This is a genomic window from Thalassospira sp. UBA848, assembly GCF_002295455.1.
In the GTDB taxonomy this organism is placed as follows: Bacteria; Pseudomonadota; Alphaproteobacteria; order Rhodospirillales; family Thalassospiraceae; genus Thalassospira.
On record NZ_DBGS01000022.1, the window covers coordinates 23,499 to 45,397 of the forward strand.

Genomic DNA, 21,899 nt, shown 5'->3' on the forward strand with positions numbered 1-21,899 from the left:
ATGGATATCACCATTGGTGGTCTGTCATCCCAACAATCCGGGGCATCAAGCCGCTCGGCACAATCCTATTTGCCGGGACAAAGTGATTCTGAGAAAACCGGAAACAATGGCGCATCTGCATTTGCGGCTGCGACGTCTGTTTCGCTGTCTTCTGAATCCGCAACCCGCCTATCGGCGGACAACATTGTTGCCGCGATCAATGAAAGCCTGCAATCGACCGGTCTGTCGATCCAGGGTGTTAATCCCGACGATTACACACCCGAAGGCGTTGCTGACCGCATTCTCGCCCGCGTCGGCGATCTGATTGCATCCAATGCAAGTTCCGAGGCCGAAGCCCGCGAGATCTTTGATCAGGCAAGCGAAGGCATTCAGGCCGGTCTTGAAGATGCCCGCGCCATCCTTGACGGACTGGGCGCGCTCAATGACGAAATCAATGGCAATATCAACGAAACCGAAGAACGCCTGAATGAAGGCCTGCAAAGCATCGAGCAACGCCTGACCGAGCTGTTTAACAGCAGCGCGTCAGAAGAAGCGGCCGAAGCCGCAACGCCGGAACGCGATGAACAGGTCCTGCAGTCGCAGGTCACCCAGACCGCACAGGCAAGTCAGGCCTACGCCGAAGCTGGCAGCAATGCCCAGCGCAACGCTCCGCGTTATGGCACCAACGGCTGATAAAGCACTCAAACATCTGTATTCATTAAAAGCCGGTCATTTCCTGACCGGCTTTTTTGCATTCCAAGACCAACCGGATCCACCCCATTAAGGATAGGCTCTTCTTTTAGTCAAAGATTTCAATTGGTTAACTGAAGCCTTCCAGTAGCTTCCGCCTTGCACAGCTCCAAAAACCATTTTAATGTATATTCACGGTTCGCTCATGTAGAGGGACCTTGCAGGTCTAAATTCAATCAGACCTTTACAGTTCAGGTAGGAACTCGGACGTGGCACTCAATATTATTTCAAACTATGCGGCCAATCTTGCGCATCGCAATCTGACGGCGTCCGATGCGGCGGCGACCCGTTCGCTGGCCAAGCTGTCTTCGGGTACGCGGGTTGTATCGGCGCGCGACGATGCGGCGTCGATGGCGATTGGCGCGCGTTTAAATGCCACCGCACAGTCGTTAAAAACCGCCGCAGTCAATGTCGGGCAGGCCAATTCCATGTTGCAGATTGCCGACGGCGGCATGGCAACGATTGATGACATTCTGGTGCGAATGAAGACCCTTGCGGTTCAGGCATCATCGGGCAACCTGTCCGATACCGAGCGCGGGTTCCTCAATGACGAGTTCACCGAACTGCGCGACGAGATTGATCGCATTTCATCCTCGACCAATTTCAATGGAATTCAGTTGCTCGGCGATGGTGGCGATGTCTCGCTTAACTATGCGCTGTTTAATCCCACGGGCCTGGCCGAAGACCTGTCGCCGGCCAACGGGTTCGACAAGATCGGGATCACCGACAACAATTACTGGGCAACCGACGCCAACGATAACGGCGTGACCGATAACGAATTCAAGGTCCATTTCATCAAGGTCGGAAATACGGCCATGCTGAACATCTTCACAACGATTGATGGTGCGACCAGCCGCGAACAAAGTATAGACATCACCGATCTTGCCACGGGTGGCACGCAGGCCCTTGGCCCCGGTGAAACCACCACCATCAATTTTGATGAACTTGGCCTGACACTTGATCTGAACTCGAACATTGGCGGCATCATTGCCAATACCATCACGCTGGGCTCGGACGGGGCCGGTGCAGATGGTTATGCGACAGCACAGGTGATTGGCGGCGGCGCGACACCGGGCGACAACAGCACCGTGCGCATGCTTTCCGATCAGGGCCAGCAACTTGCTGACAATATTTCCTTCCAGGTCGGGGCTGGCAACACATCCAATGACCGGCTTGCGATCAATTTCCAGTCGGTCGACAGTTCAGAACTTGGTACGGGTGCCAATGGAAGCCAAAGCAGCCTTGAGGACCTTGGCACCAACGCTATTAACACCGCGGCGACTGCACAAAACGCGGTCGAGGTCGTTACGCGCGCGATTGATGACCTGCAGCGTGCACGCGCCAATGTCGGGACCTACCAGAACCGTCTGGATTTTGCAGGCCAGAATCTTGCTACCATGATCGAGAATATAGAAGAGGCGCGCTCTACCCTGCTGGACCTCGACGTGGCGGCAGAGATGACGAACTTTACCTCGAAACAGATTCTGGTCCAGTCGGGCATCGCCATGCTCGCACAGGCCCAGCAGATGCCACAGAACCTGTTACGCTTGCTGCAAGGTTGATTGAGCCCCCTTCCAGCAAAGCCATGGAGCCCTGCGACACATCGCAGGGCTCTTTGTTTTGAATAACGTCCTGCGGTTTTCCCCACGAAATGAATCACTTGCGCCTGCGCAATGTGGCATGAAACGACAGGCGTGCTTTCCCCTGCACGACGTTACATTGCGCATTAAAAACACACTTCCCGCTCCCCTTGATCAGATTGATCTTGTGCTCCGCGCAGGGCCTTCTTTTTTTGAGCCGGTATCCACCAAAAGAAATCGCGCTTTGGCTCCTCTCGAAACCCCTCCTTTGGCATAGGAGACTAATTTATCATTATTATTCAATAACTTACTTTTGAGATACTTCTAATATTAGCTATTGCAATTTCATATTTCTCTAATTAACCTTTTGCGCAGTTGGCCTCATGTAGGGGTCCGGATCGCCGCCACCATTTGTTTTGCTTGTTCAGGTAGGAACTGCGACATGGCGTTAAATATTCTATCCAATCACGCGGCCAATCTTGCACATCGCAATCTGGCACGCGCCGAAGAAGCGACGAACAGATCGCTTCTGAAACTGTCATCAGGACAGCGTGTGGTTTCCGCACGTGATGATGCAACGTCTATGGCTATCGGGGTGCGGCTGGATTCAACGGCCTCGACCATTACATCGGGAATTGTCAATGTGGGGCACGGCAATTCCATGCTCCAGATTGCAGATGGGGGCATGGCCACCATTGATAATATTCTGGTGCGTATGAAAACCTTGGCCGTTCAGGCCGCATCGGAAAACCTGCCGGATACCGAACGCGGGTTTCTCAATGACGAATTCACTGGTTTGCGCGATGAGATCAATCGCATCGCGTCCTCGACCAGCTTCAACGGCATCCAGTTATTGGGCGATGGCAGCGATGTCTCGCTTGATTACTCCGATCTTGAAGCTGGCGGCACGGCCAATGCCCTGTCGCACGCCAATGGCTTTTCCAATGTTGCCATTACCAATGACAATTATTGGGCTGGCGATAACGACGAAGACGGTCTTGGCGATAACAGTGTTCGGTTTGACCTGATCAAAACCGGCGACAGGATCATGCTGAATGCTTCGTCCGAAATTGATGGCACCGCTTCGCACCGCTCGCAAAGCATCGACATCACCGACTATGCCACCGGCGGGGCCAAGGCACTTGAAATCAGCGCGAGACAAAGCCTTGAATTCGACACGCTCGGGGTCAAGGTCGATCTGAACTTTAACATCGGTACCACGGTGTCCAACGCCCTTTCGCAGGGTGCTGACGGTGCCGGTGCAGATGGATCAGCCAGTGCGCAGGTTCTTGGGTCCTCGCCGGTACTCTCCGTTACTGAAGATCGGGGCAACAAGCTTTCTGATCGGGTTTACTTGCAGGTCGGTGGCGGGGCAACGGCTGCGGATCAGGTTGCGATCTCGATGACTGCTGTGGATGGCGCAACCCTTGGCAGCGGAAAGACCGGCACTGAACCCAGTCTTGATGATCTGGGCAAGAATGCCATTGCCTCAACGGTCAAGGCGCGCAAGGCGCTTGAAACCATTACCCGTGCGATTGATGACATTCAGCGCGCACGCACAAATATTGGCACCAACCAGAACCGCCTGGACGTTGCCAGCACCAACCTTACTGCGACACTGCAGCATGTCGAAGAAGCACGTTCCAGCCTGCTTGATCTCGATGTTGCAGCGGAACTGACCGACTATGCCTCCAACCAAATTCTGACCCGAACGAGCGTTGCGATCCTTGGTCGCATCAGCGAAATGCGCCAGAACCTGTTACGCTTGCTGGAAGGTTGAAGAGCCGCCTTTCAGTTTGTGTAGGGAGCCCTGCGCGATGGCGTGGGGCTTCTTACCCTCATTGCGCTGCAAAACATCCTTTAAACCGCAGTGGATTTAAGTTTATGGTCATAGCCCAACCCAAAGGGAAGCTGACCGACCATGACCACCACCCCGACTTCCGAAACCTGGCAAAACCTCTCGACTGACTGGATCACCTGGGCGGAACGCCTGGCGCCTGCGGCCGAGAAAATCAATCGCCATATGATCGAGACAGCGGACCTCAAGGGTCTTTCGGAGAAACGCAATGGTGCCCCGCTTGAAGTCCTTGATCTGGCGTCCGGGGTTGGGGAACCTGCTTTTTCCTTTGCCCGTGCGCTGGGTGGCGGCAGTGAGGAAGACCAGGTCAACATCCCCGGCGTGACCGGAACTGTCACCGCATCCGATATCGTGCCCGACATGTGCGACGCCCTGATGGAACGCGCGTCCGAAGACGAAATTTCCAACATCAAGGCCATTCCGGCCAATATGGAAAACCTGCCCTTCGAGGATCAAAGCTTTGATGTCGTATCATGCCGTTTTGGCGTGATGTTTTGCGATGACCCGGACAAGGCGCTTCGCGAAGCTTTTCGTGTTCTGCGCCCCGGCGGCAAGGCCGTTTTCATGGTATGGGCCCCCTTGATCGACAATCCCCTGTTCGCCGCCATGGATGCCGTTCTGGGCAATATTCTGGGCATCGGCTTTGATAAAGCCGGACTTGATCCGTTTTGCTTTGGCGATGCGGACAAGTCGATGATGCGTCTGGAAAATGCAGGCTTTACCGGGATCGAGGCCACCAGCCACAGCCCAGCGGGCCGCATTCCCGAAACAGCCCCCTTCTGGAAACCGCAAATGGATATGCTGTTTGGCAATGTCCTGCGCAAGTCATCGGACATGGAAGTCGGCGCGATCAATGCCGCGATGTTTGAAACATTGGCCCCTTATATCGAAGACGGCCATTTTCAGGTCCCGATTTGTTTTCACGTACTTAGCGGCACACGCGCGTGATAAAGCCCGCCGTCTGACACCTGATTTCCATCAGGAACCAAGCATTCCTGCGCGTCCTGCATGGCCTCATGCGTGGATTTTTGCTTGCGTTCGGGCACACGCCATGGCAAACCCCGCCCCCTTGGAAGGATGATCCTTCCCCTGTCGTAGCACCAGGTTAAAAACACGAAAGACTGATCATTATGAAGACGATTGTCGTCTGCTCTGGCGGGCTGGATTCCGTCACGCTGGCCTATAAGGTCGCGGTCGAGCACAAGCTCCATTCCCTGATTTCATTCGATTATGGCCAGCGCCATAAAAAGGAACTCGATTTCGCCGCCCGCACGGCGCGTGATCTTGGCGTCCGGCATCACATTGTTGATCTGACACCTGTGGGTGCGCTTCTTTCCGGATCGTCGCTGACCAGCGATGAAATTGATGTGCCCGATGGCCATTACGCCGAAGAAACCATGCGCGTTACCGTGGTGCCGAACCGCAATGCCATCATGCTGTCTGTGGCCTTTGGTGCTGCTGCCAGTGCCGGGGCCGATGCGGTTGCCACAGCCGTTCATGGCGGGGATCATTTCATCTATCCCGATTGCCGCCCCGATTTCATCAATGCCTTCCAAACCATGCAGAACCATGCGCTTGAAGGTGTCGGGGACGTCTCGCTTTACACCCCGTTTGTAAAGGTCTCCAAGGCAGACATTGCTGCCGAGGCGGGCCGACTGGGCGTGCCGGTCGATCTGACGTGGTCGTGTTACAAGGGCGGGGAAACCCATTGCGGACGATGCGGCACCTGTGTCGAGCGGCGCGAGGCGCTTGAACTGGCGCGCGTCAAGGATACGACCGTTTATGTCGATCGCGATTACTGGAAGCAGGCCCGCGCCGATCATATGGCGCGCAAGTTTGCCAAAGGCGAAACGAAAGCCACCTCCAGCGCGGCCGAGTAACACTTTCCATTTCCTGCACCATGGATGCCCGCCGAAGCTGGCATGACGGATCGACTGCAAACCCGCCTGATTTGGCACCGTCATCCCCGCGAACGCGGGGACCTCGATCCGCATGTTCGTGCTGGGAAAAATGGACGACACCGAAAGAAAACCGATGTTCACCATCACCAAACAATTCGCCTTTTCCGCCAGCCACCAACTAAGCGGCCTTGAAGAAGACCACCCATGTGCGCGCCTGCATGGCCATAACTATATCGTCGAGGTGGAGCTGAAGGGTGCGACGCTTGATGAACGCGGCTTTGTGCGCGATTACCGCGAACTGGGCCCGCTCAAACGCCTGATCGATGACGCGTTTGATCACCGTCACCTGAACGAGGTTCTTGGGCACGATCACCCGACCGCCGAACGTCTGGCATTGTTTTTCTATGAATGGGCGCATGATCGCTGGCCGGAAGTATCGGCTGTGCGCGTGTCCGAAACGCCAAAAACCTGGGCGGAATATCGTCCATGACGGCGCACGACCCCAACCTTGCCGACCTTTCCGATGCGCGCGGTAAAATCCGCATTTCGGAAATCTTTGGCCCGACCGTGCAGGGCGAAGGCGCGCTGATTGGCATGCCGACAGTGTTTGTCCGCACCGGCGGCTGTGATTTCCGCTGTTCGTGGTGCGACACGCTTTATGCGGTTGATCCGGCCTTTCGCGCCGACTGGAAACCTATGTCTGCGACCGAAGTTCTGGACGAAGTCAAAACGCTTTCCGGTGGCAAACCGATCCTGATTACGCTGTCGGGCGGCAACCCGGCCATCCAGCCATTGGGGGAACTGATCGCCATGGGCAAGGACGAAGGTTTTACCTTTGCCATCGAAACCCAGGGCAGCATCGCCAAGGACTGGTTTGCCGACCTTAATTTCCTGACCATCAGCCCAAAGCCACCAAGTTCCTCGACCAGTTTTGATAAGGACGCATTGCAGGCCTGCATGGATGCCGCACAGGCCAATGGCATGCTGAACGGCCCGGCGATTACCCTCAAATTCCCGGTGCGTGATGCGGCCGATCTGATGTTTGCCGATTATGTGAGGAACCTTCACATTGGCGTTCCAGTCTGTTTGCAACCGGTCAACACAACGCCCGCCGAACCGCACCCGGATGGCGCGGACGGTGTTGATATCGACGGCCTGACCGAACGGTATCGCTGGCTGGTCGATGAAGTCGCAAAGCGCAAATGGTTTGACGTACGGGTTTTGCCGCAATGGCACGTGCATGTCTGGGGCAACCTGCGCGGGGTGTGAGCCCGCACCCGCACTTTGCCAGTGATCAGAAAATATATTTTATCCGAAATAAGCGAGCCTTTCCCGCGCATTTAGGCGATAAATCCCGCTGCATGCCAATTGGCGCATTTGCTAGTTGCCCGCACACACACCATCTCTCCATTAGCGGGCGCGCTTTGCACCGGCAATTGGAAAGATCAAATCATGTCATTTCGCAGTTTTTCGAAGAGCCACGCAAACGCGGGCGCGAAGCCGGGTGCAAAATCGTCAGATACCGCAGCGGCCCCTGCCGCAAAGCCAAAGGCCGAAACTTCCCCTGCCGAAACCAAACCGACCGCGCATCAAGGCGCGAATGACTGATACCGTGCTGGCGGAGGTTATCCTCCGCCATCGCCTTTTCTGGCCGAATTTTCCGAACATCATGAACATGCAGGAAACGCACGTTTCCCGTTTCATAAAGGGCTGATGCCATGCAGCACAGCAGGATGACACACAAAACGGTGACCTTTGCGCATCCGTTTCACTTGCGCGGACATAGCGATCTGTTTCCGCCGGGAAGCTATGTCGTCGACACCACCGAAGAATTGATCGAAGGCGTTTCGATTACGGCCTATCGCAGGGTGTCGACCGATTTGCATCTGAAATACAAACATAACGGCATGATGGTCGACCGCATTCTTACCATCAAACCGGTTGATCTCGATATTGCCATGACACGGGATGCAGATCCGGACCGCCCTGAGCATCGTTGAGCCAGCCATCCCTTGAAACCCGCCAAATTCAAGCGCGCGTTTGTCATGCCTGGATGGTACACATATTTGTGCCAAACGTTGTGTTTTGGCCGAAAATCCCCATATATAATGTATACACCGTGCCTGTTCGCAGGCAGGGTGACAAATTGGCGCCAGCCCAAATGATGCCTGTGCGTCCCGAGCATATGACACAGGCATCGGCGCCCTACCGAATGACCCGAAGAGACCGGGGATTGCGGATCTTAAACCGCCCCAAAGGGGTGAACACTCAAAACAAAACCAGATCCGCACCGTCAACGGTCATCTTTCGGATGCTCGAAGGAGCCATGCTATGAGCATAACTCGCACAACCCATCGTACGGTGACGTTCTTTCATCCGTTCCATTTGCCCGGTCATGCCGGATTGCTTTCGCCTGGCGAGTATGAAGTCGACACCCTGGAAAAACTTGATCCCGATGCCGCGATGCGCAGCTATATCAAGCTGGAATGCCATATCCATCTCTGGGCGAAGGACGACATGAAGGACGGTATTGACGTCCTGATGGTCGAACCGCAGGTGCTTGAAGCCGCCCTTGCCCTTGATTCCGATCCGCTGCGTGAGGATGAGCGCAATCAAATGATCAAATCCTTTGGCGGCAGCCCAACGGATCACGCCGCCGCCTGATGTCATGCCAAGCCGAAAGGTAGACTGCATTAGGCAACCCGGGCAGAGAACGCTATCAACTGATCGCTTCCCAACACCTCTGCCCTGCATATGATTATGGATTTATGGCAGCCAGATCACCGGTGTCAGCCACCCGTGATCTTGCAGGATTTTGACACCGTCCAACACGGGAATGGCAATCCAGAACCACATCGCATCGCGGGTGGTGGCCAAAAACAGGGCCGGTCGGCACGAAATCTCTTTCTCGTCACGCCAGCGGAACCATGTCGGGCGAAAACGCGGAACCGTATTCACATAGCGTTTGAATGCTTGGCCAAACCGTTCCGCCAGCATGGCCTCCTCACGCAGCACCACATGCCGGAACACCGCCCAGCACAAAGCTGCCGAGACCAGCCCGATGGTAATACTGCCGGTCTGGGCACCTGCGCCAAATGCACCGATGAAGCTGAAAACATAAAGCGGGTTTCGACACATCGAATAGGGACCGGACGTCACCAGTTCGGTCTTTTTGCGCCCGCCAATATAAAGCGAACACCAGCCCCGCCCCACGATGCAGACCATGATCGCCATCATCCCGATAACCTCGATAACGTGGTGCCATACACTGCTGCGATCAAATCCTGCACGGGTAAAACAAACCAACGCCAAAAGCAGCACAACACCAAGGCGAAGCGTCCATTTTCGGTAGCGCTGGATGCGCTGTAAATCTTTCGCCGCGTGTTCGTCTGTTGCAGAATTGAAACTGGGTTGAATGGTAAAACGTGGTTGCTGCATGAATGCCCCCTTGGGAAAAAGAGGCCACAGCATCCGCGATCACCCAATCTTTGGCGTCCAATGCTGTTGATCCGGTCCCTCAATTGGCGGTTCGGACGCATCGGCAGCAAGCATTGTTCCCCGGCGCGCTGCTTCGCGCACGGCGCTTGGTGTTTCTCCGGTAATCTTTTTGAAGGCAAGATTAAAAGTCGATTTCGAATTGAACCCGACACTTAGCGCGATATCAAGAATGGTACGATCAGGCTCAAGCACCAAAACCGACCGTGCTTCATCAATGCGCGCGGTATTGACGAAATCAAAGAAGCTTTTGCCGACATGATGATTAAGCACATAGGACAGCTGATTGGGTGTTATGCCAACCGCACGCGCCAGTTTCGGCAACGACACCAGCGGGTCCAGAAGAATATCCCCCCGCGCCTGAATGTCTTCAAGGCGCACCAAAGCCCGTTCTACACCATCTGGATCAAGCAACGGACGCGGGGTTGCATCGTCAGGCACGCGCTGATCCGTCCGAGCTATTTGCACGGGCGGATTTTCGTCTGGTGACATGGCCGTTTGGCTTTGCACATCGCCGGCTTCATTGGCATCATCCAAGGCATCATCTGATGGCCAATCAGCCATGACAAACACCGCCGGCTGCGTGGCGATTTCATAACTCATGGCAAACAGCACCAGTGCAAACGCGATCTCGGTGCCAAACATTTCGGCATTATCGGGCAAGTAAAGCTCAACAATCTTGCTTACCGCGACCGTAACAAACACGAAGGTCAGGCCACCCAGAACCACGCCAATCCAGCGTTGCATGGCCTTGCGATCCGCACCAAGCTGCTCTTCGGTCTTGCGCAAATAGCGGCCAGCCACCTGCCACAACAGGACAATATATATCGTTATCTGGATAAAGATCGCACCCCAGCTAAAGGCATCAACGAATTCCGCGATCGTATATTGCCCTGCCCAAACGGTCCTACCACCATTATGTGTGACAACCCACGCGGTCAGGTTAAACACCACAAATAGCAAGATGAAATGCCCCCACGGGCGGCGCGACGGGTTGCCCGAAATTTCCTGGAAATAAAGGTAGACCGCAGGCGCAATCGCAAAATTGATCGGACTAAAGAACAGATCAAGCAGCCCGCCCATATCGGCCGAGACTAAAGGTTCAGCCACATCCTCAATCAGATTGAGCGCGACAGCAGCAATAAACAGCATCATCCATCGGTTGGCCCCAAAGGCACGCGAACCTTCGGACCGCAGAATAAGACACAGAAACACCGCCTGTGCGACGCCGACGGCTGCGACCACAGCGCTTACATAATACGTCCAACCGGTCATTCCGGCATGCTCCTGATTTTTCAGATGGATCTTCAGACGACGAACAATGTCCGGCCCGCTCGACTATATCGTTTCAATATACACAGCCGGACACTATCGGCGTCCGATTATGCACAGGCGGACGCCGCCCGGGATCGACTTTGCGAAAGTGATCACTCGATGGTCACCGATACCCCGACCCCGTCCGATCATCACAACAATCATGTTGTAACACGAACCAAACATGCTTCGTCCAGATTGAAGGGCTGTCACAAAAGGTTCCATCATATTTAATTGACTATATCGAATTGATATATGATAGTTCGATATATATCGGATTGATATAGTCGTTTTGGTAACTTCCCCCGCCGCGGCATACTCAGTCCCGGATGCGTAAACAAGGATACAGAACACAAGATGGACGTACGTACTTTATGTCTGGGTGCCCTGATGGGTGGCGAGGCAACAGGATATGAAATCCGCAAGATGTTTGAAGATGGCACCTTCAGTCATTTTCAAATTGCGTCCCTTGGTTCGATCTATCCTGCACTGACCAAATTGACCCTGGATGGTCTGGTGACATTTGTTGAACATGAACAGGAAAACAGACCGGACAAGAAGATCTATCAACTGACGCAAGAAGGGCGCCGCACATTCCTGCGCACCCTTTTGCAAACAAGACCGGCTGAAGATCGCTATCGGTCCGACATTCTGTTCATGCTGACCTTTGCCGAGGAAATGCCCATCGAGCTGACCGAAGCACTGATTGACGAGTTTGCCGCACGTCACGAGTTGATGAGCCAGCAGATTGATCCGGAAAGCACCGACAAACCGGCGCATCAAAAATCGAATGTCCGCGATGAAAATGGCGAACTCAAACCGGGATGTTGTTTTGTTGCCGGGCTGGGACAGGCCATGTGTGACGCAACGCTGAAGTTTATTCGAGAAAACAAGCAAGGCCTGCTTGATGAACTGAAAAGTCGCAAGACCAAAAAATCCTGACAGGCCGATGCCAAAGCAGCACGCAAGATTGCATGGCGAGGAAACACAGAGCGCAAGACGCGCCCGATACTGCCACTGACGCATTCCGGCAACGGAATATTTGAGGGAACAGAACAATGAACGCTTCTCGACTGATCGCTATTCTGCTGGTCGTAGGGACCGTTATATGGATCGGCAGCTCCTATATGACGGGAGATGATGCGACCGATCAGACCGCAGCAAACGACACCGCGAGCGAAAGCGAAACCGCCAAGCCATTGGCCAGTGTGCGAACCATCACCAGCAAAGCGGTTGATCACGTTGATCATCTGCGCATTACCGGACGCACCGAAGCGGTCATTTCTGTTGAAATTCGTGCCGAAACCGAAGCCCGTGTCGTTGAAATCGGCGCGGTCAAGGGTCAAGCCATTCAGAAAGGCGACTTGATTGCCCGTCTCGACATTGGCGACCGTCAGGCCCGTGTTGCCAAGGCCCGTGCCCTTGTGGCCCAGCGCGAACTTGAACATTCCGCTGCTGAAAGTCTGGCCCAGAAGAATTATCGCTCCAAAACCGGCGTCGCGCAGGCGCTTGCCCTGCTCGAGGAAGCACGGGCTGATCTGACCATTGCGCGCACGGAACTTGGCAATACTGAAATCCGCGCGCCATTTGACGGCATTGTTGAAGAACGCCCGGCCGAGGTCGGAGACCTTCTTTCGATTGGTGATCCGCTTGCGACGCTTATTCAGGGCGACCCGATGCTTGTCGTTGCCCATGTGCCCGAACATTCCATCCGCGCGATTGATCTTGGGCAGTTGGCCACAGTCACGCTGTTTGATGGCAGTACGCATGACGGTATTGTGCGCTATACCGCACGCGTATCGGACAATGACACCCGCACCTTCCGTGTTGAAGTCGAAATGGAAAATGCCGATCTGCGCATTCCCGATGGCATGACCGCCCAGCTTGAAATTCCGGTCGGCACCAAACGCGCCCATCAGGTGACGTCTTCTGTACTGACACTCAATGACGAGGGCGAACTGGGTGTTCGCGCCATTGTTGATGACAACAAGGTCGATTTTCTGCCGGTCGAACTGCAGGGCGGCAGCCGCGACCGCATCTGGATCGGTGGCCTTCCCGAAGAGTTTGAGCTGATCGTTGTTGGCCATGACTGGGTCAAGGAAGGTGCAACCGCCAATGTTGTCCACCTTGAAACAGACAAGGATGGCCTGCCCATCATGCAGGATGAAAACTCGCCTGTTTCAGGGGCCGGTGAAAACGGCCAGACCCTTTCAGAAAACACCGCGCACTAGCGCGTATCATGAGGAGATAAGACATGTCCCTGATTGATCACGCGCTGAACAGGTCGCGCACCGTCATTCTGGTTCTTATTCTGCTGCTGGCTGCAGGCTGGGCAGGCTATAACGCCATTCCCAAGGAAGCCGACCCGGATGTGCAAATCCCGGTTTTGTATGTCACCATGCATCATGACGGTGTTTCACCCGAAGATGCCGAACGTCTTCTTTTGCGCCCGATGGAACAGGAACTTCGGTCCATCGAAGGGGTGAAGGAAATGCGTTCGCAGTCCTATCAGGACGGCGCATCCGTAACCCTTGAATTTTATTCTGACGTCGAGATCGACGAAGCACTGGCCGATGTCCGCGAACGGGTTGATATCGCCAAATCCGAGCTGCCTGACGACACCGATGACCCCGAAGTTCACGAAGTCAACCTGTCGCTGTTCCCGGTTCTGGTTGTTACGCTTTCCGGTGATGTGCCTGAACGTGCATTGCTGCGCATGGCACGTGACCTGAAAGACGCGATTGAAGGCCTGCCTGCGGTTCTTGAGGCCAACCTGGCCGGTGACCGTGAAGAACTGGTCGAATTCATCATCGACCCGATGAAGATCGAGGCCTACCGCCTGAACGGTGTCGATATCGTGACACTGGTGCGCAATTCGAACGCGCTTGTGGCGGCCGGCGCCGTTGATACCGGTAACGGACGCTTCAACATCAAGGTGCCCGGTCTTTTTGAAAGCGTTGATGACATTCTTGATATGCCGCTTCTGGTTGATGGTGATTCCGTCATCCGCTTCCGCGACATTGGCGAGGTGCGCCGTACCTTCAAGGATGCCGAAAGCTTTGCCCGCCTGAACGGCGAACCGGCGATTGCGATCGAGGTTTCCAAACGTGTTGGCGAAAACATCATCGAAGTTATCGATGCCATCAAGGCCACCACCGCAGAAGCCCAGGAAAGCTTCCCGCCGAACCTGACAGTCAGTTATTCGCAGGACAAGTCATCGGATATCCGCACGATGCTGACCGACCTTCAGAACAGTGTGATCCTTGCGATCCTGCTGGTGATGGTTGTGGTGATCTGGGCCCTTGGCTGGCGCTCTGGCCTTTTGGTCGGGCTTGCCATTCCGGGCTCCTTCCTGACCGCGATCCTTGTGCTGTGGGCATTGGGCATGACGGTCAATATCGTCGTGCTGTTCAGTCTTATTCTTGCCGTCGGGATGCTGGTCGACGGGGCCATTGTGGTCACGGAATATGCTGATCGTAAAATGATCGAAGGCCTGCATCGCAGCAAGGCCTACCCGCTTGCGGCAAAACGCATGGCGCTTCCGATCATTGCATCAACGGCAACCACCCTTGCGGCTTTCCTGCCGCTGGCCTTCTGGCCCGATATTGTCGGGGAATTCATGAAATTCCTGCCGATCACGGTGCTGTTCACCCTGACGGCATCGCTTGCCATGGCATTGATCTTCGTGCCAACCGTTGGCGCGTGGTTCGGCAGGCCGGGCAGCCAAAACAACGAAAGCCTTGAAGCCATCGCCGCCGACCATGGCGATGACATCGAAAAGGTCAAAGGTGGCACCGGGGTTTATGTCCGGATGCTCAAGGGCTGCCTGCGGTTCTATTGGCTGATTGTGCCCGCCGCCTTTGTTGTGCTGGTTTCGGTCTGGGCAGCATTTGGACAGCTGGGCAAGGGCGTTGAATTCTTCCCGGCGGTCGAACCCGAAGTCGCCGTTGTTCAGGTGCGCGCACGTGGCAACATGTCCTACTATCAGCAGGACACCCTGTTGCGTGAGGTGGAAAACCGTATTCTTGCCCTTGATACCCATCACGAAGGCGAAAACTGGTTTGATACTGTCTATGCCCGGTCCGGCTCGGGCGCGGGTGGCAATGAAGCAGCCGAAGACGTGATTGGTGTGGTTCAGCTTGAATACGCCGATTGGCAGACCCGCCCCAAGGCGACCGAGATCGAAAAACGCATTCTGGCCGAAACTGCTGATCTGGCCGGTATCCGGATCGAGGTCCGCGCCCAGGAAGCAGGTCCGCCACAAGGCAAGGACATCCAGATCCAGCTACGTTCCTTCTATCCCGAACTTCTTGATCAAACCGCGACCACGTTGATGACCGGTTTGCAGGAAATGGGCGGGCTTTATAACTTCGAAGACGGGAAGTCCCCCCCGGGCATTGACTGGGAATACAGCGTTGACCGCGCACAAGCCCTGAAATTTGGTGCTGACATCAACCAGATTGGCAATGTCGTCAAACTGGTGACCAATGGCATCAATTTCTCGACCTATCGCCCGGACGACTCAACCGAGGAGATTGATATTGTCGGACGCTATCCGGCCCAGTATCGCTCGCTTGAGGAATTGCAAAACCTCAAGATCGTGACCGACAAAGGTCTGGTGCCGCTGTCGAACTTTATCAAACGCACGCCCAAGCCCAAAACCGGCACGCTGACCCGCGTTGACAGCCGCCGCGCACTGACCGTAAAGGCCGACGTGCAGGAAGGGGTTCTGGTCGATACCAAACTGGGTGAAGTCAAGAAGTGGATGAGCACACTTGAACTTGATCCGCGCGTTTCGATTGAATTCAAAGGACAGGACGAAGAACAGAAAAAGTCTGCTGAATTCCTGCAAAACGCCTTCTCGATCGCGCTCTTCATCATGTTCATCATTCTGGTGACGCAGTTTAACAGCATCTCAAGTTCGCTGATGATCATGGTCGCCATCATCATGTCCACGGCTGGCGTGTTCCTGGGACTGATGATCACCGGGCAGGCCTTCTCGATTGTGATGAACGGGATCGGGATTGTGGCGCTTGCCGGGATTGTGGTGAACAACAACATCGTTCTGATTGATACGTTTGACCGGCTCAAGCACACCGCAAGCAGCATCGAGGCCGCCATCCTGCAAACTGGTGCGCAACGTCTGCGTCCGGTGATGCTGACCACGATCACGACCATTCTAGGTCTGGTACCGATGGTCTTGCAGATCAATATCGACTTTGCCGCCCGCGATGTTTCGGTCGGTGCACCTTCCACGCAGTGGTGGGTTCAGCTTTCGACCTCTATCGCGTTTGGCCTGGCCTTTGCGACTGCTTTGACCCTGATCTTCACGCCTTGTGCGTTGATGATGCGCCACAAGCTCGGCAACCTTATCCGAAACATGAATATCGGATCACGGTTGAAATCTGCCGTATCAGCCTGGTTTGGCAGGTCAAAGAAGCAGGCGCCATAAAACAGGTCAGCAAGTCCTTAAACCCCATAGCCGCGCGACATTTTCCCCCGACCCCGCCGCGCGGTTAGACCGGCCCCCTTTTTGGGGGCCGGTTCTTTTTGGACTGCGACATCACATGTATCGCGCAGCCTTTGAAAAACCACATTAATCACTTTATTATAACCATGTGACATTTGGCTTTGGAATTTGTATGAATGCGGCATGCGATACACACTTTGCTAAGAATTCTAAACGTATTCTAGAAATCATTTTCAAAGCTGTTTTCTCGCGGGAACAAAGGTATTTCATGGCATGGGCCCATTGGCATAAAGCACGATCACTGGCATTTGGACTTACCTGCACACTAGGTCTGTTAAGTGTGCTCACGCCCCATGGGGCTGTGGCCGAAGACACATCACCAGATCATCAATCCCTTGTCTGGGCTGTCCCGTCCTTTGCACCGGCTTTCATCAATGAGTCCGGCAAACTGAGCGGCTATGCCGCCGATACCCAGAACTGGTTTGCCGCCCAGCTTCCGCAATACGATCACGATGTACTGCTTGTGCCCCTTGCCCGTCTTCTGGCCGAAATGAAAAACGGCGACGGGGACTTGCGCTGCTCAACAACACTGATCCCCACCCCGGAACGACGCAAATATATAACTTTTGCCGATACCGTTTTGCTGCATCTGCCGGTTTCGGTCGTCATTCGGGCGGAAGATGAGGACCGCTTTACCCCGTATCTCAATGACGAGGGTCACATCGAACTCGACAGGATTCTGGGCGACGAAAACCTTTCAGCAGCGATCCGCATCGGACGTGCCTATGGCAGAAATGTAGATACACACATCAACCAGTTCCGCGAGACCAATCAGGTCATGCAGGTCGCAGAGGATACCAAGTTTGTCCGCATGCTTGACCTTGGCAGGATCGACTGGACGCTTTATTTCCCGTCCGAGGCAGAATATTACCGCCGTCTGTTAACGCCAGAACTTGCAATCAAGGCCCTGCCAATTGCCGGCAATACCACCTTGCTTGAAGGCACCATTGGCTGCGCGAACACACCGCTCGGCAAGCAGACGATTGCGAAAATCAACACCATCATCGAAGAAAACCCGACCATGCCCTGGACAGAGTTCTATGCCCAATGGCTTGGTCCCGGCGACCGTGAATGGTTCTATGCCGCGCGCGACCAGTACATCCATTCCGAACATTTCGAAGCCCGTTTGGAATACAGCCCAACCGAACAGTCTCAGCGCTAAACGCGCTTTCCAATTCACCGCATCTGGTGTTTTGAACACTCACAGGTCAGCCATGCGTGCACCTCTGTTGTCGAAACGACCCTATTTGACATATCTCTAATGCAATCTCGTCCGAACACGTTACAACGCCCTGTCATCGGCAATTGGTTGCCGTTGATCACCCTGTTCCCAACCGGACCTATATGCCTGTGCCTTCTTCTGTTAAAAACCGGCCCTTCGCATGGGCGACCATCGCCATTACCGTTATCGCGATGACGACCGCGCTCATGACCATGCCAACATCGGCAAGCAATGGCTTGAACACTGCGTCCCCCCATGAACAGTCCCCGCAAGCAGGAGAAGTACGGGGAGATGTCATGTGGGCTATCGATGCGATTCCACCATTCTTCTACGAACGCAGCGGTGAACTGGCCGGCATGGGCGTCTCCGCGATTGACTGGTTGATTGCACGCCTGTCAGAGCAGAACATCTTCATCGAGACGCTGCCACGCGAACGTGCACAGGAATTTATGCGTGCCACACCGATGGACAATGTCAAAGCGGTCTGCGTGCCGGACATGCTTGAAACGCCCGACAGGGCAAAGGATTTTGTCTTCAGCGAACCACTATTTCCGGTGCTTCCAGTGTCTGTCATCATTGAAGCCAATCGTGAGGACGAATTCGCAGCCTTCCTGAATGACGACAACGAGATCTCCCTGACGCAGCTGCTTCTTGAGGACGGGTTTTCGACAGCCATTGAAATAGGCAGATCCTATGGAGCTGTGGTAGACCGCGCTCTTCGTACGCACAAAAGCCGCAGTCACATACAGGCAACACGCCAAACAGCCGACTTTACCCGAATGCTCGCACTTGGCCGCATCGACTGGTTTTTGGCCTACCCGACAGAAGCAACATATTTGTTTGATCGCGATGCTACAGGCGCAAAGATAAAAGCACTGCCGATCGAAGGTATGCCTGATATTTTCTATGGCCGATTTGCCTGCAGCCCCACCCCGACAGGCCACGCATTGATCGCAAAGATCAATGCAGAAATATCAGCAGCCCAACACCTGCCATGGATCGCGGATTTTCTTGAATTTCTCTCGCCAGAGGAAACAGCACGCTTTCAGGAAGCACACGCTGTTCGTTATTAAAGAAAAAGCCGGCAAATTTGCCGGCTTTTTTGATGGGTGATCAGTTTTGATGGACGCGGTTCAACCCGTCTTCCGGGTCGTCATCGGGCTCGCCGTCATCCTCTTCTTCATCCTGCTCATCGCGACGCTGCTGGTTCTCGACCCCCATGCGACGATAGGAGCGATAGGACAGCGGGAAGGTGATGAAATAGATCGCGGCAATCACCGAAAGCGTCAGCCACGGCGAGGATACCAGAAACGCCACCGACGCCCCGAACGCCAGCATCAATGGCAGCACCCAGGCACGCGGCACCTTGACCTTCTTGAAGCTGAATGTCGGCAAGCGCGACACCATCAGACCCGCGATAATCACGCCATAGGGCGCAACGATATAGGGGCTGTCAAAGATGCCTTCGCCAAACTGGAAGGTCAGCACAATCGGCCACATCGCAAGGGCCGCGGCTGCCGGGGCCGGAACCCCGGTAAAGAACCGATAGGCCCATGTCGGCAATTCCGGTTCGCCCAGCATCTGGGTATTAAAGCGCGCCAGACGCAGCATCATGCAAACGGCAAACAGCAATGACAAAGCCCAGCCAATACCGCCAAATTCATGCAGCGACCAGAAATACAGCATCATCGCCGGTGCGACGCCAAAGCACACAAAGTCCGACAGGCTGTCAAGCTCGCCGCCAAAGCGGCTGGATGCATTCAGCATCCGTGCCAGACGGCCATCAAGACCGTCAATAATCCCGGCAATCAGAATGGCGGCAACTGCGGCCTCCCAACGATCCTGCATTGCAAAGCGGATCGAGGTCAGACCGGCACACATGCCCATTATCGTTGCCACATTGGGCACCAGCCGTGTGAGCGACATCGCCTTGAAGCGACGGGGACGACGAATGGGATCGATGCCGCCTGCCATTAGCGGATCTCCCCGACGGCCGCGTCCTTGTCCTTGACCGAGACATCGGCAAGGACGGTTTCACCGGCAATCGTGGTTTGTCCGACAATCACATTGGGTGACACGCCTTCTGGCAGATAAACATCCACGCGCGAGCCAAATCGGATCAGGCCGAAACGTTCGCCTGCCTTAAGCTGTGACCCGGTGCCGACATCACACAGAATACGACGTGCAACCAGACCAGCGATCTGGACAACACCAAACTCGCGGCCTTCCTTGTCACGCACCAGAAGGATCTGGCGTTCGTTGTTTTCCGATGCCTTGTCGAGTTCCGCATTGACGAACTTGCCGGGCACATAGGCCTCGCCAATGATCTCGCCATTGACCGGGCAGCGGTTCACATGGACGTTGAACACATTCATGAAGATCGACACACGCGTGCGCGGGGTCTTGTCATCAAGTTCGAGTTCCTTGGGCAGCGGTGCCTGCGAAATCATGCAAACACGGCCATCTGCTGGCGAAATCACCAGATTTTCGTCGATCGGGGTAATACGATCCGGGTCGCGGAAGAAATACGCGCACCAAAGTGTCAGGATCACGCCGATCCAGCCCAGCGGTTCCGCAATCAGGAACAAGCCCACAGTGATCGCTGCAAAGATCGCAACGAATTTCCAGCCTTCCGGATTGATCGGCACAAGAACGGATTTCAAAGTCTTAATTCCCTGGTTGCCATGGTTGGGCATATCAATTGGTACGCTTGGTACCGTGCGGGCGCTTCCCTAGCATCTAGTGATGACAAAGGGCAACGCAACCCGCGTCATATGTTTGGCCCCAAACTTAGGTTCAGTACGTAAAAGGGGCAAAACACACTTACCATGTGCTTTGCCCCTCGAAAAGAAAAGTGATGCTTATTGCTGAATTTCTTCGTTCGGCAGTGCAAAAATCTGCCCCGGGTAAATCAGGTCAGGATCGCGGATCTGATTGCGGTTCTGATGATAGATCACCCAGTATTTCAGGCCTTCGCCATAGGTGCGGCGCGCAATACGCCACAGGCTGTTGCCCGGTTGAACGACATAGCGTGACCCCGGTTCAAGGATTTGATCGGGTCGTGCCCGCTCGAACGGAATTTCAACGCGTGCGGTGACGTTACCCGAACTGTCAAGCTGATCGGCACGCATCGTATAGTTGCCCGGTTCAATCGGCTCACCGATGGTCAGCGCCCAGTTGCCGTTTTCATCGGCCGGTGCGGTGCCAACATGCTTGTTATCAAGGTAAATCCGAACCGTGTGATCCAGATCGGCTTTGCCCGACATCGCAACGCGGCCTTCGGTATCGTAATCAACGATATCAATCGACAGGCGCGGCAGGCTTGGATCCTGTGTTTCGGTTGCTTCCGCTTCGGGTGCGGATGCGGCCTCTGGTGCGGGACCCTGCATCACGGTTGCGGCACCATCACCTTCGGACGGGACCTTAAGCGCGATAATCGGCTGCTTTTCCTTGGCCGGTTCGCTGGAAGCTTCCTCAGATTGCGCCGATACACCATCTGCACCATCCGCTGCTTTGGTTGTTTCTGTTGTTTCGGTTGTTGCTGGTGCTTCGGCCGTTTCGGTTGCCGGATCACTCTCAGGGGCAGGCGCCGGTGTCGACGCAGGTGCTTCTTCCTCGGGGATCAGAACAACGATCTTGTCCTCGGACTTGGCAACCTTGCCAGTCTCGTCTTCGGCCTCAAGCGACAATTCACGATCGCCACTTGCCAGCGGCTTGTTTGGCAGAACAACCCATTCGCCGCGTTCATCGGCTGTGGCTTCGCCAATCACCTCTTCACCTTCGCGAATGCGGACCGTGCTGTTGGGTTCGGCGCGGCCTGCGATGACGGCATTTCCGTCCGGGCCGATGCGCACGACATCAAAGCTTGGATTGGCGATTTCAGGCGCGGCAGCATCCTGCGCGCTGTCCGGTTCCGATGCCGGTTCGCTGGGCGTCGTTTCAGTGGTAACCGAAGGCGCCTGTGTTACTGCCGGTGCGGTTTCTTCGTCCGCACTCTTGGTCAGCATATAATTCAGCGCAATCGCTGCAATGATCAATACAACGCCGACAATGACGAGGATATAGGGTCGCTTCACCGGAAATATCCTTGAACGATGTTTATAGTTAAATAGGTCCTTGCCCTACCGCTCGCGCTCAAGACATTGAAATTGTTTGCCATATTCCCCTCAAACAACCCGTCCGAGCACGTTAATTAGAAACTTGTACTACTTTCAGCGCGCAGTTTCCATAACGTAACGAACAAACGATACAGCGCAACCGTTAGGCAAAG

The 21,899-nt window shown here is 54.9% G+C and carries 19 protein-coding genes; 14 read left to right on the plus strand and 5 right to left on the minus strand.

The genetic code is table 11. From position 1 onward, the window contains the following. From B2R48_RS02605 to B2R48_RS02645, 9 genes are all read left to right on the plus strand, one after another. Window positions 1–672: a DUF5610 domain-containing protein gene (locus tag B2R48_RS02605; RefSeq protein WP_062955563.1), complete on the plus strand. Its 672-nt coding sequence runs from the start codon at window positions 1–3 to the stop codon at window positions 670–672. A gap of 266 nt (window positions 673–938) precedes the next feature. Continuing rightward, the gene (locus B2R48_RS02610; RefSeq protein ID WP_296997462.1) at window positions 939–2,291 is read left to right on the plus strand and encodes a flagellin; all 1,353 of its coding nucleotides are present in this window, start codon (window positions 939–941) and stop codon (window positions 2,289–2,291) included. Window positions 2,292–2,751: 460 nt separating this feature from the next. Next, entirely contained in the window at window positions 2,752–4,089 is a 1,338-nt protein-coding gene (locus tag B2R48_RS02615; RefSeq protein ID WP_296997465.1) for a flagellin, read from the plus strand. Between the two features lie 141 nt (window positions 4,090–4,230). After that, window positions 4,231–5,115, plus strand: coding sequence for a class I SAM-dependent methyltransferase (locus B2R48_RS02620; protein WP_296997467.1), 885 nt, complete (start codon window positions 4,231–4,233; stop codon window positions 5,113–5,115). Window positions 5,116–5,297: 182 nt separating this feature from the next. Then, window positions 5,298–6,047 (plus strand): 7-cyano-7-deazaguanine synthase QueC, encoded by a 750-nt coding sequence (gene queC, locus B2R48_RS02625; protein WP_296997469.1) that lies wholly within the window; start codon window positions 5,298–5,300, stop codon window positions 6,045–6,047. A gap of 154 nt (window positions 6,048–6,201) precedes the next feature. Continuing rightward, the gene (gene queD, locus B2R48_RS02630) at window positions 6,202–6,558 is read left to right on the plus strand and encodes a 6-carboxytetrahydropterin synthase QueD (protein WP_213474832.1); all 357 of its coding nucleotides are present in this window, start codon (window positions 6,202–6,204) and stop codon (window positions 6,556–6,558) included. Further along, complete coding sequence (gene queE / locus B2R48_RS02635) at window positions 6,555–7,337, plus strand: 7-carboxy-7-deazaguanine synthase QueE (protein ID WP_296997472.1); 783 nt, start codon at window positions 6,555–6,557, stop codon at window positions 7,335–7,337. The genes queD and queE overlap by 4 nt, the downstream gene beginning before the upstream one ends. A 464-nt stretch (window positions 7,338–7,801) precedes the next feature. Next, window positions 7,802–8,068: a hypothetical protein gene (locus B2R48_RS02640; RefSeq protein ID WP_296997474.1), complete on the plus strand. Its 267-nt coding sequence runs from the start codon at window positions 7,802–7,804 to the stop codon at window positions 8,066–8,068. Between the two features lie 331 nt (window positions 8,069–8,399). After that, complete coding sequence (locus B2R48_RS02645; RefSeq protein ID WP_296997475.1) at window positions 8,400–8,732, plus strand: hypothetical protein; 333 nt, start codon at window positions 8,400–8,402, stop codon at window positions 8,730–8,732. A gap of 102 nt (window positions 8,733–8,834) precedes the next feature. On the opposite strand, the gene B2R48_RS02650 is transcribed toward B2R48_RS02645, so the two are convergent. Together B2R48_RS02650 and B2R48_RS02655 are read right to left on the minus strand one after the other, a co-directional pair. Then, window positions 8,835–9,506, minus strand: a complete 672-nt coding sequence (locus tag B2R48_RS02650) for a methyltransferase family protein (protein WP_213474652.1) — start codon at window positions 9,504–9,506, stop codon at window positions 8,835–8,837. A gap of 39 nt (window positions 9,507–9,545) precedes the next feature. Then, entirely contained in the window at window positions 9,546–10,838 is a 1,293-nt protein-coding gene (locus B2R48_RS02655; RefSeq protein ID WP_296997482.1) for a helix-turn-helix domain-containing protein, read from the minus strand. A gap of 396 nt (window positions 10,839–11,234) precedes the next feature. Between B2R48_RS02655 and B2R48_RS02660 the strand changes: the two genes are divergently transcribed. From B2R48_RS02660 to B2R48_RS02680, 5 genes are all read left to right on the plus strand, one after another. Then, window positions 11,235–11,819, plus strand: coding sequence for a PadR family transcriptional regulator (locus B2R48_RS02660; protein ID WP_296997485.1), 585 nt, complete (start codon window positions 11,235–11,237; stop codon window positions 11,817–11,819). 116 nt (window positions 11,820–11,935) lie between these two features. Then, window positions 11,936–13,108, plus strand: a complete 1,173-nt coding sequence (locus B2R48_RS02665) for an efflux RND transporter periplasmic adaptor subunit (RefSeq protein WP_296997488.1) — start codon at window positions 11,936–11,938, stop codon at window positions 13,106–13,108. A gap of 23 nt (window positions 13,109–13,131) precedes the next feature. Beyond that, window positions 13,132–16,329, plus strand: a complete 3,198-nt coding sequence (locus tag B2R48_RS02670) for an efflux RND transporter permease subunit (RefSeq protein ID WP_062955550.1) — start codon at window positions 13,132–13,134, stop codon at window positions 16,327–16,329. Between the two features lie 358 nt (window positions 16,330–16,687). Beyond that, complete coding sequence (locus tag B2R48_RS02675; protein ID WP_296997494.1) at window positions 16,688–17,569, plus strand: TIGR02285 family protein; 882 nt, start codon at window positions 16,688–16,690, stop codon at window positions 17,567–17,569. Window positions 17,570–17,757: 188 nt separating this feature from the next. Further along, the gene (locus B2R48_RS02680) at window positions 17,758–18,702 is read left to right on the plus strand and encodes a transporter substrate-binding domain-containing protein (RefSeq protein WP_296997497.1); all 945 of its coding nucleotides are present in this window, start codon (window positions 17,758–17,760) and stop codon (window positions 18,700–18,702) included. Between the two features lie 40 nt (window positions 18,703–18,742). On the opposite strand, the gene pssA is transcribed toward B2R48_RS02680, so the two are convergent. The 3 genes from pssA to B2R48_RS02695 all read right to left on the minus strand — a co-directional run bounded on the left by pssA (window position 18,743) and on the right by B2R48_RS02695 (window position 21,705). Beyond that, window positions 18,743–19,603, minus strand: coding sequence for a CDP-diacylglycerol--serine O-phosphatidyltransferase (gene pssA / locus B2R48_RS02685; RefSeq protein ID WP_062955547.1), 861 nt, complete (start codon window positions 19,601–19,603; stop codon window positions 18,743–18,745). Then, a complete protein-coding gene (locus B2R48_RS02690; protein WP_062955546.1) occupies window positions 19,603–20,325 on the minus strand; it encodes a phosphatidylserine decarboxylase in 723 nt (240 codons plus the stop codon). Before B2R48_RS02690 ends, pssA begins: the two co-directional genes overlap by 1 nt. A gap of 165 nt (window positions 20,326–20,490) precedes the next feature. Further along, complete coding sequence (locus tag B2R48_RS02695; protein WP_296997502.1) at window positions 20,491–21,705, minus strand: Ig-like domain-containing protein; 1,215 nt, start codon at window positions 21,703–21,705, stop codon at window positions 20,491–20,493. Window positions 21,706–21,899 lie beyond the last annotated feature (194 nt).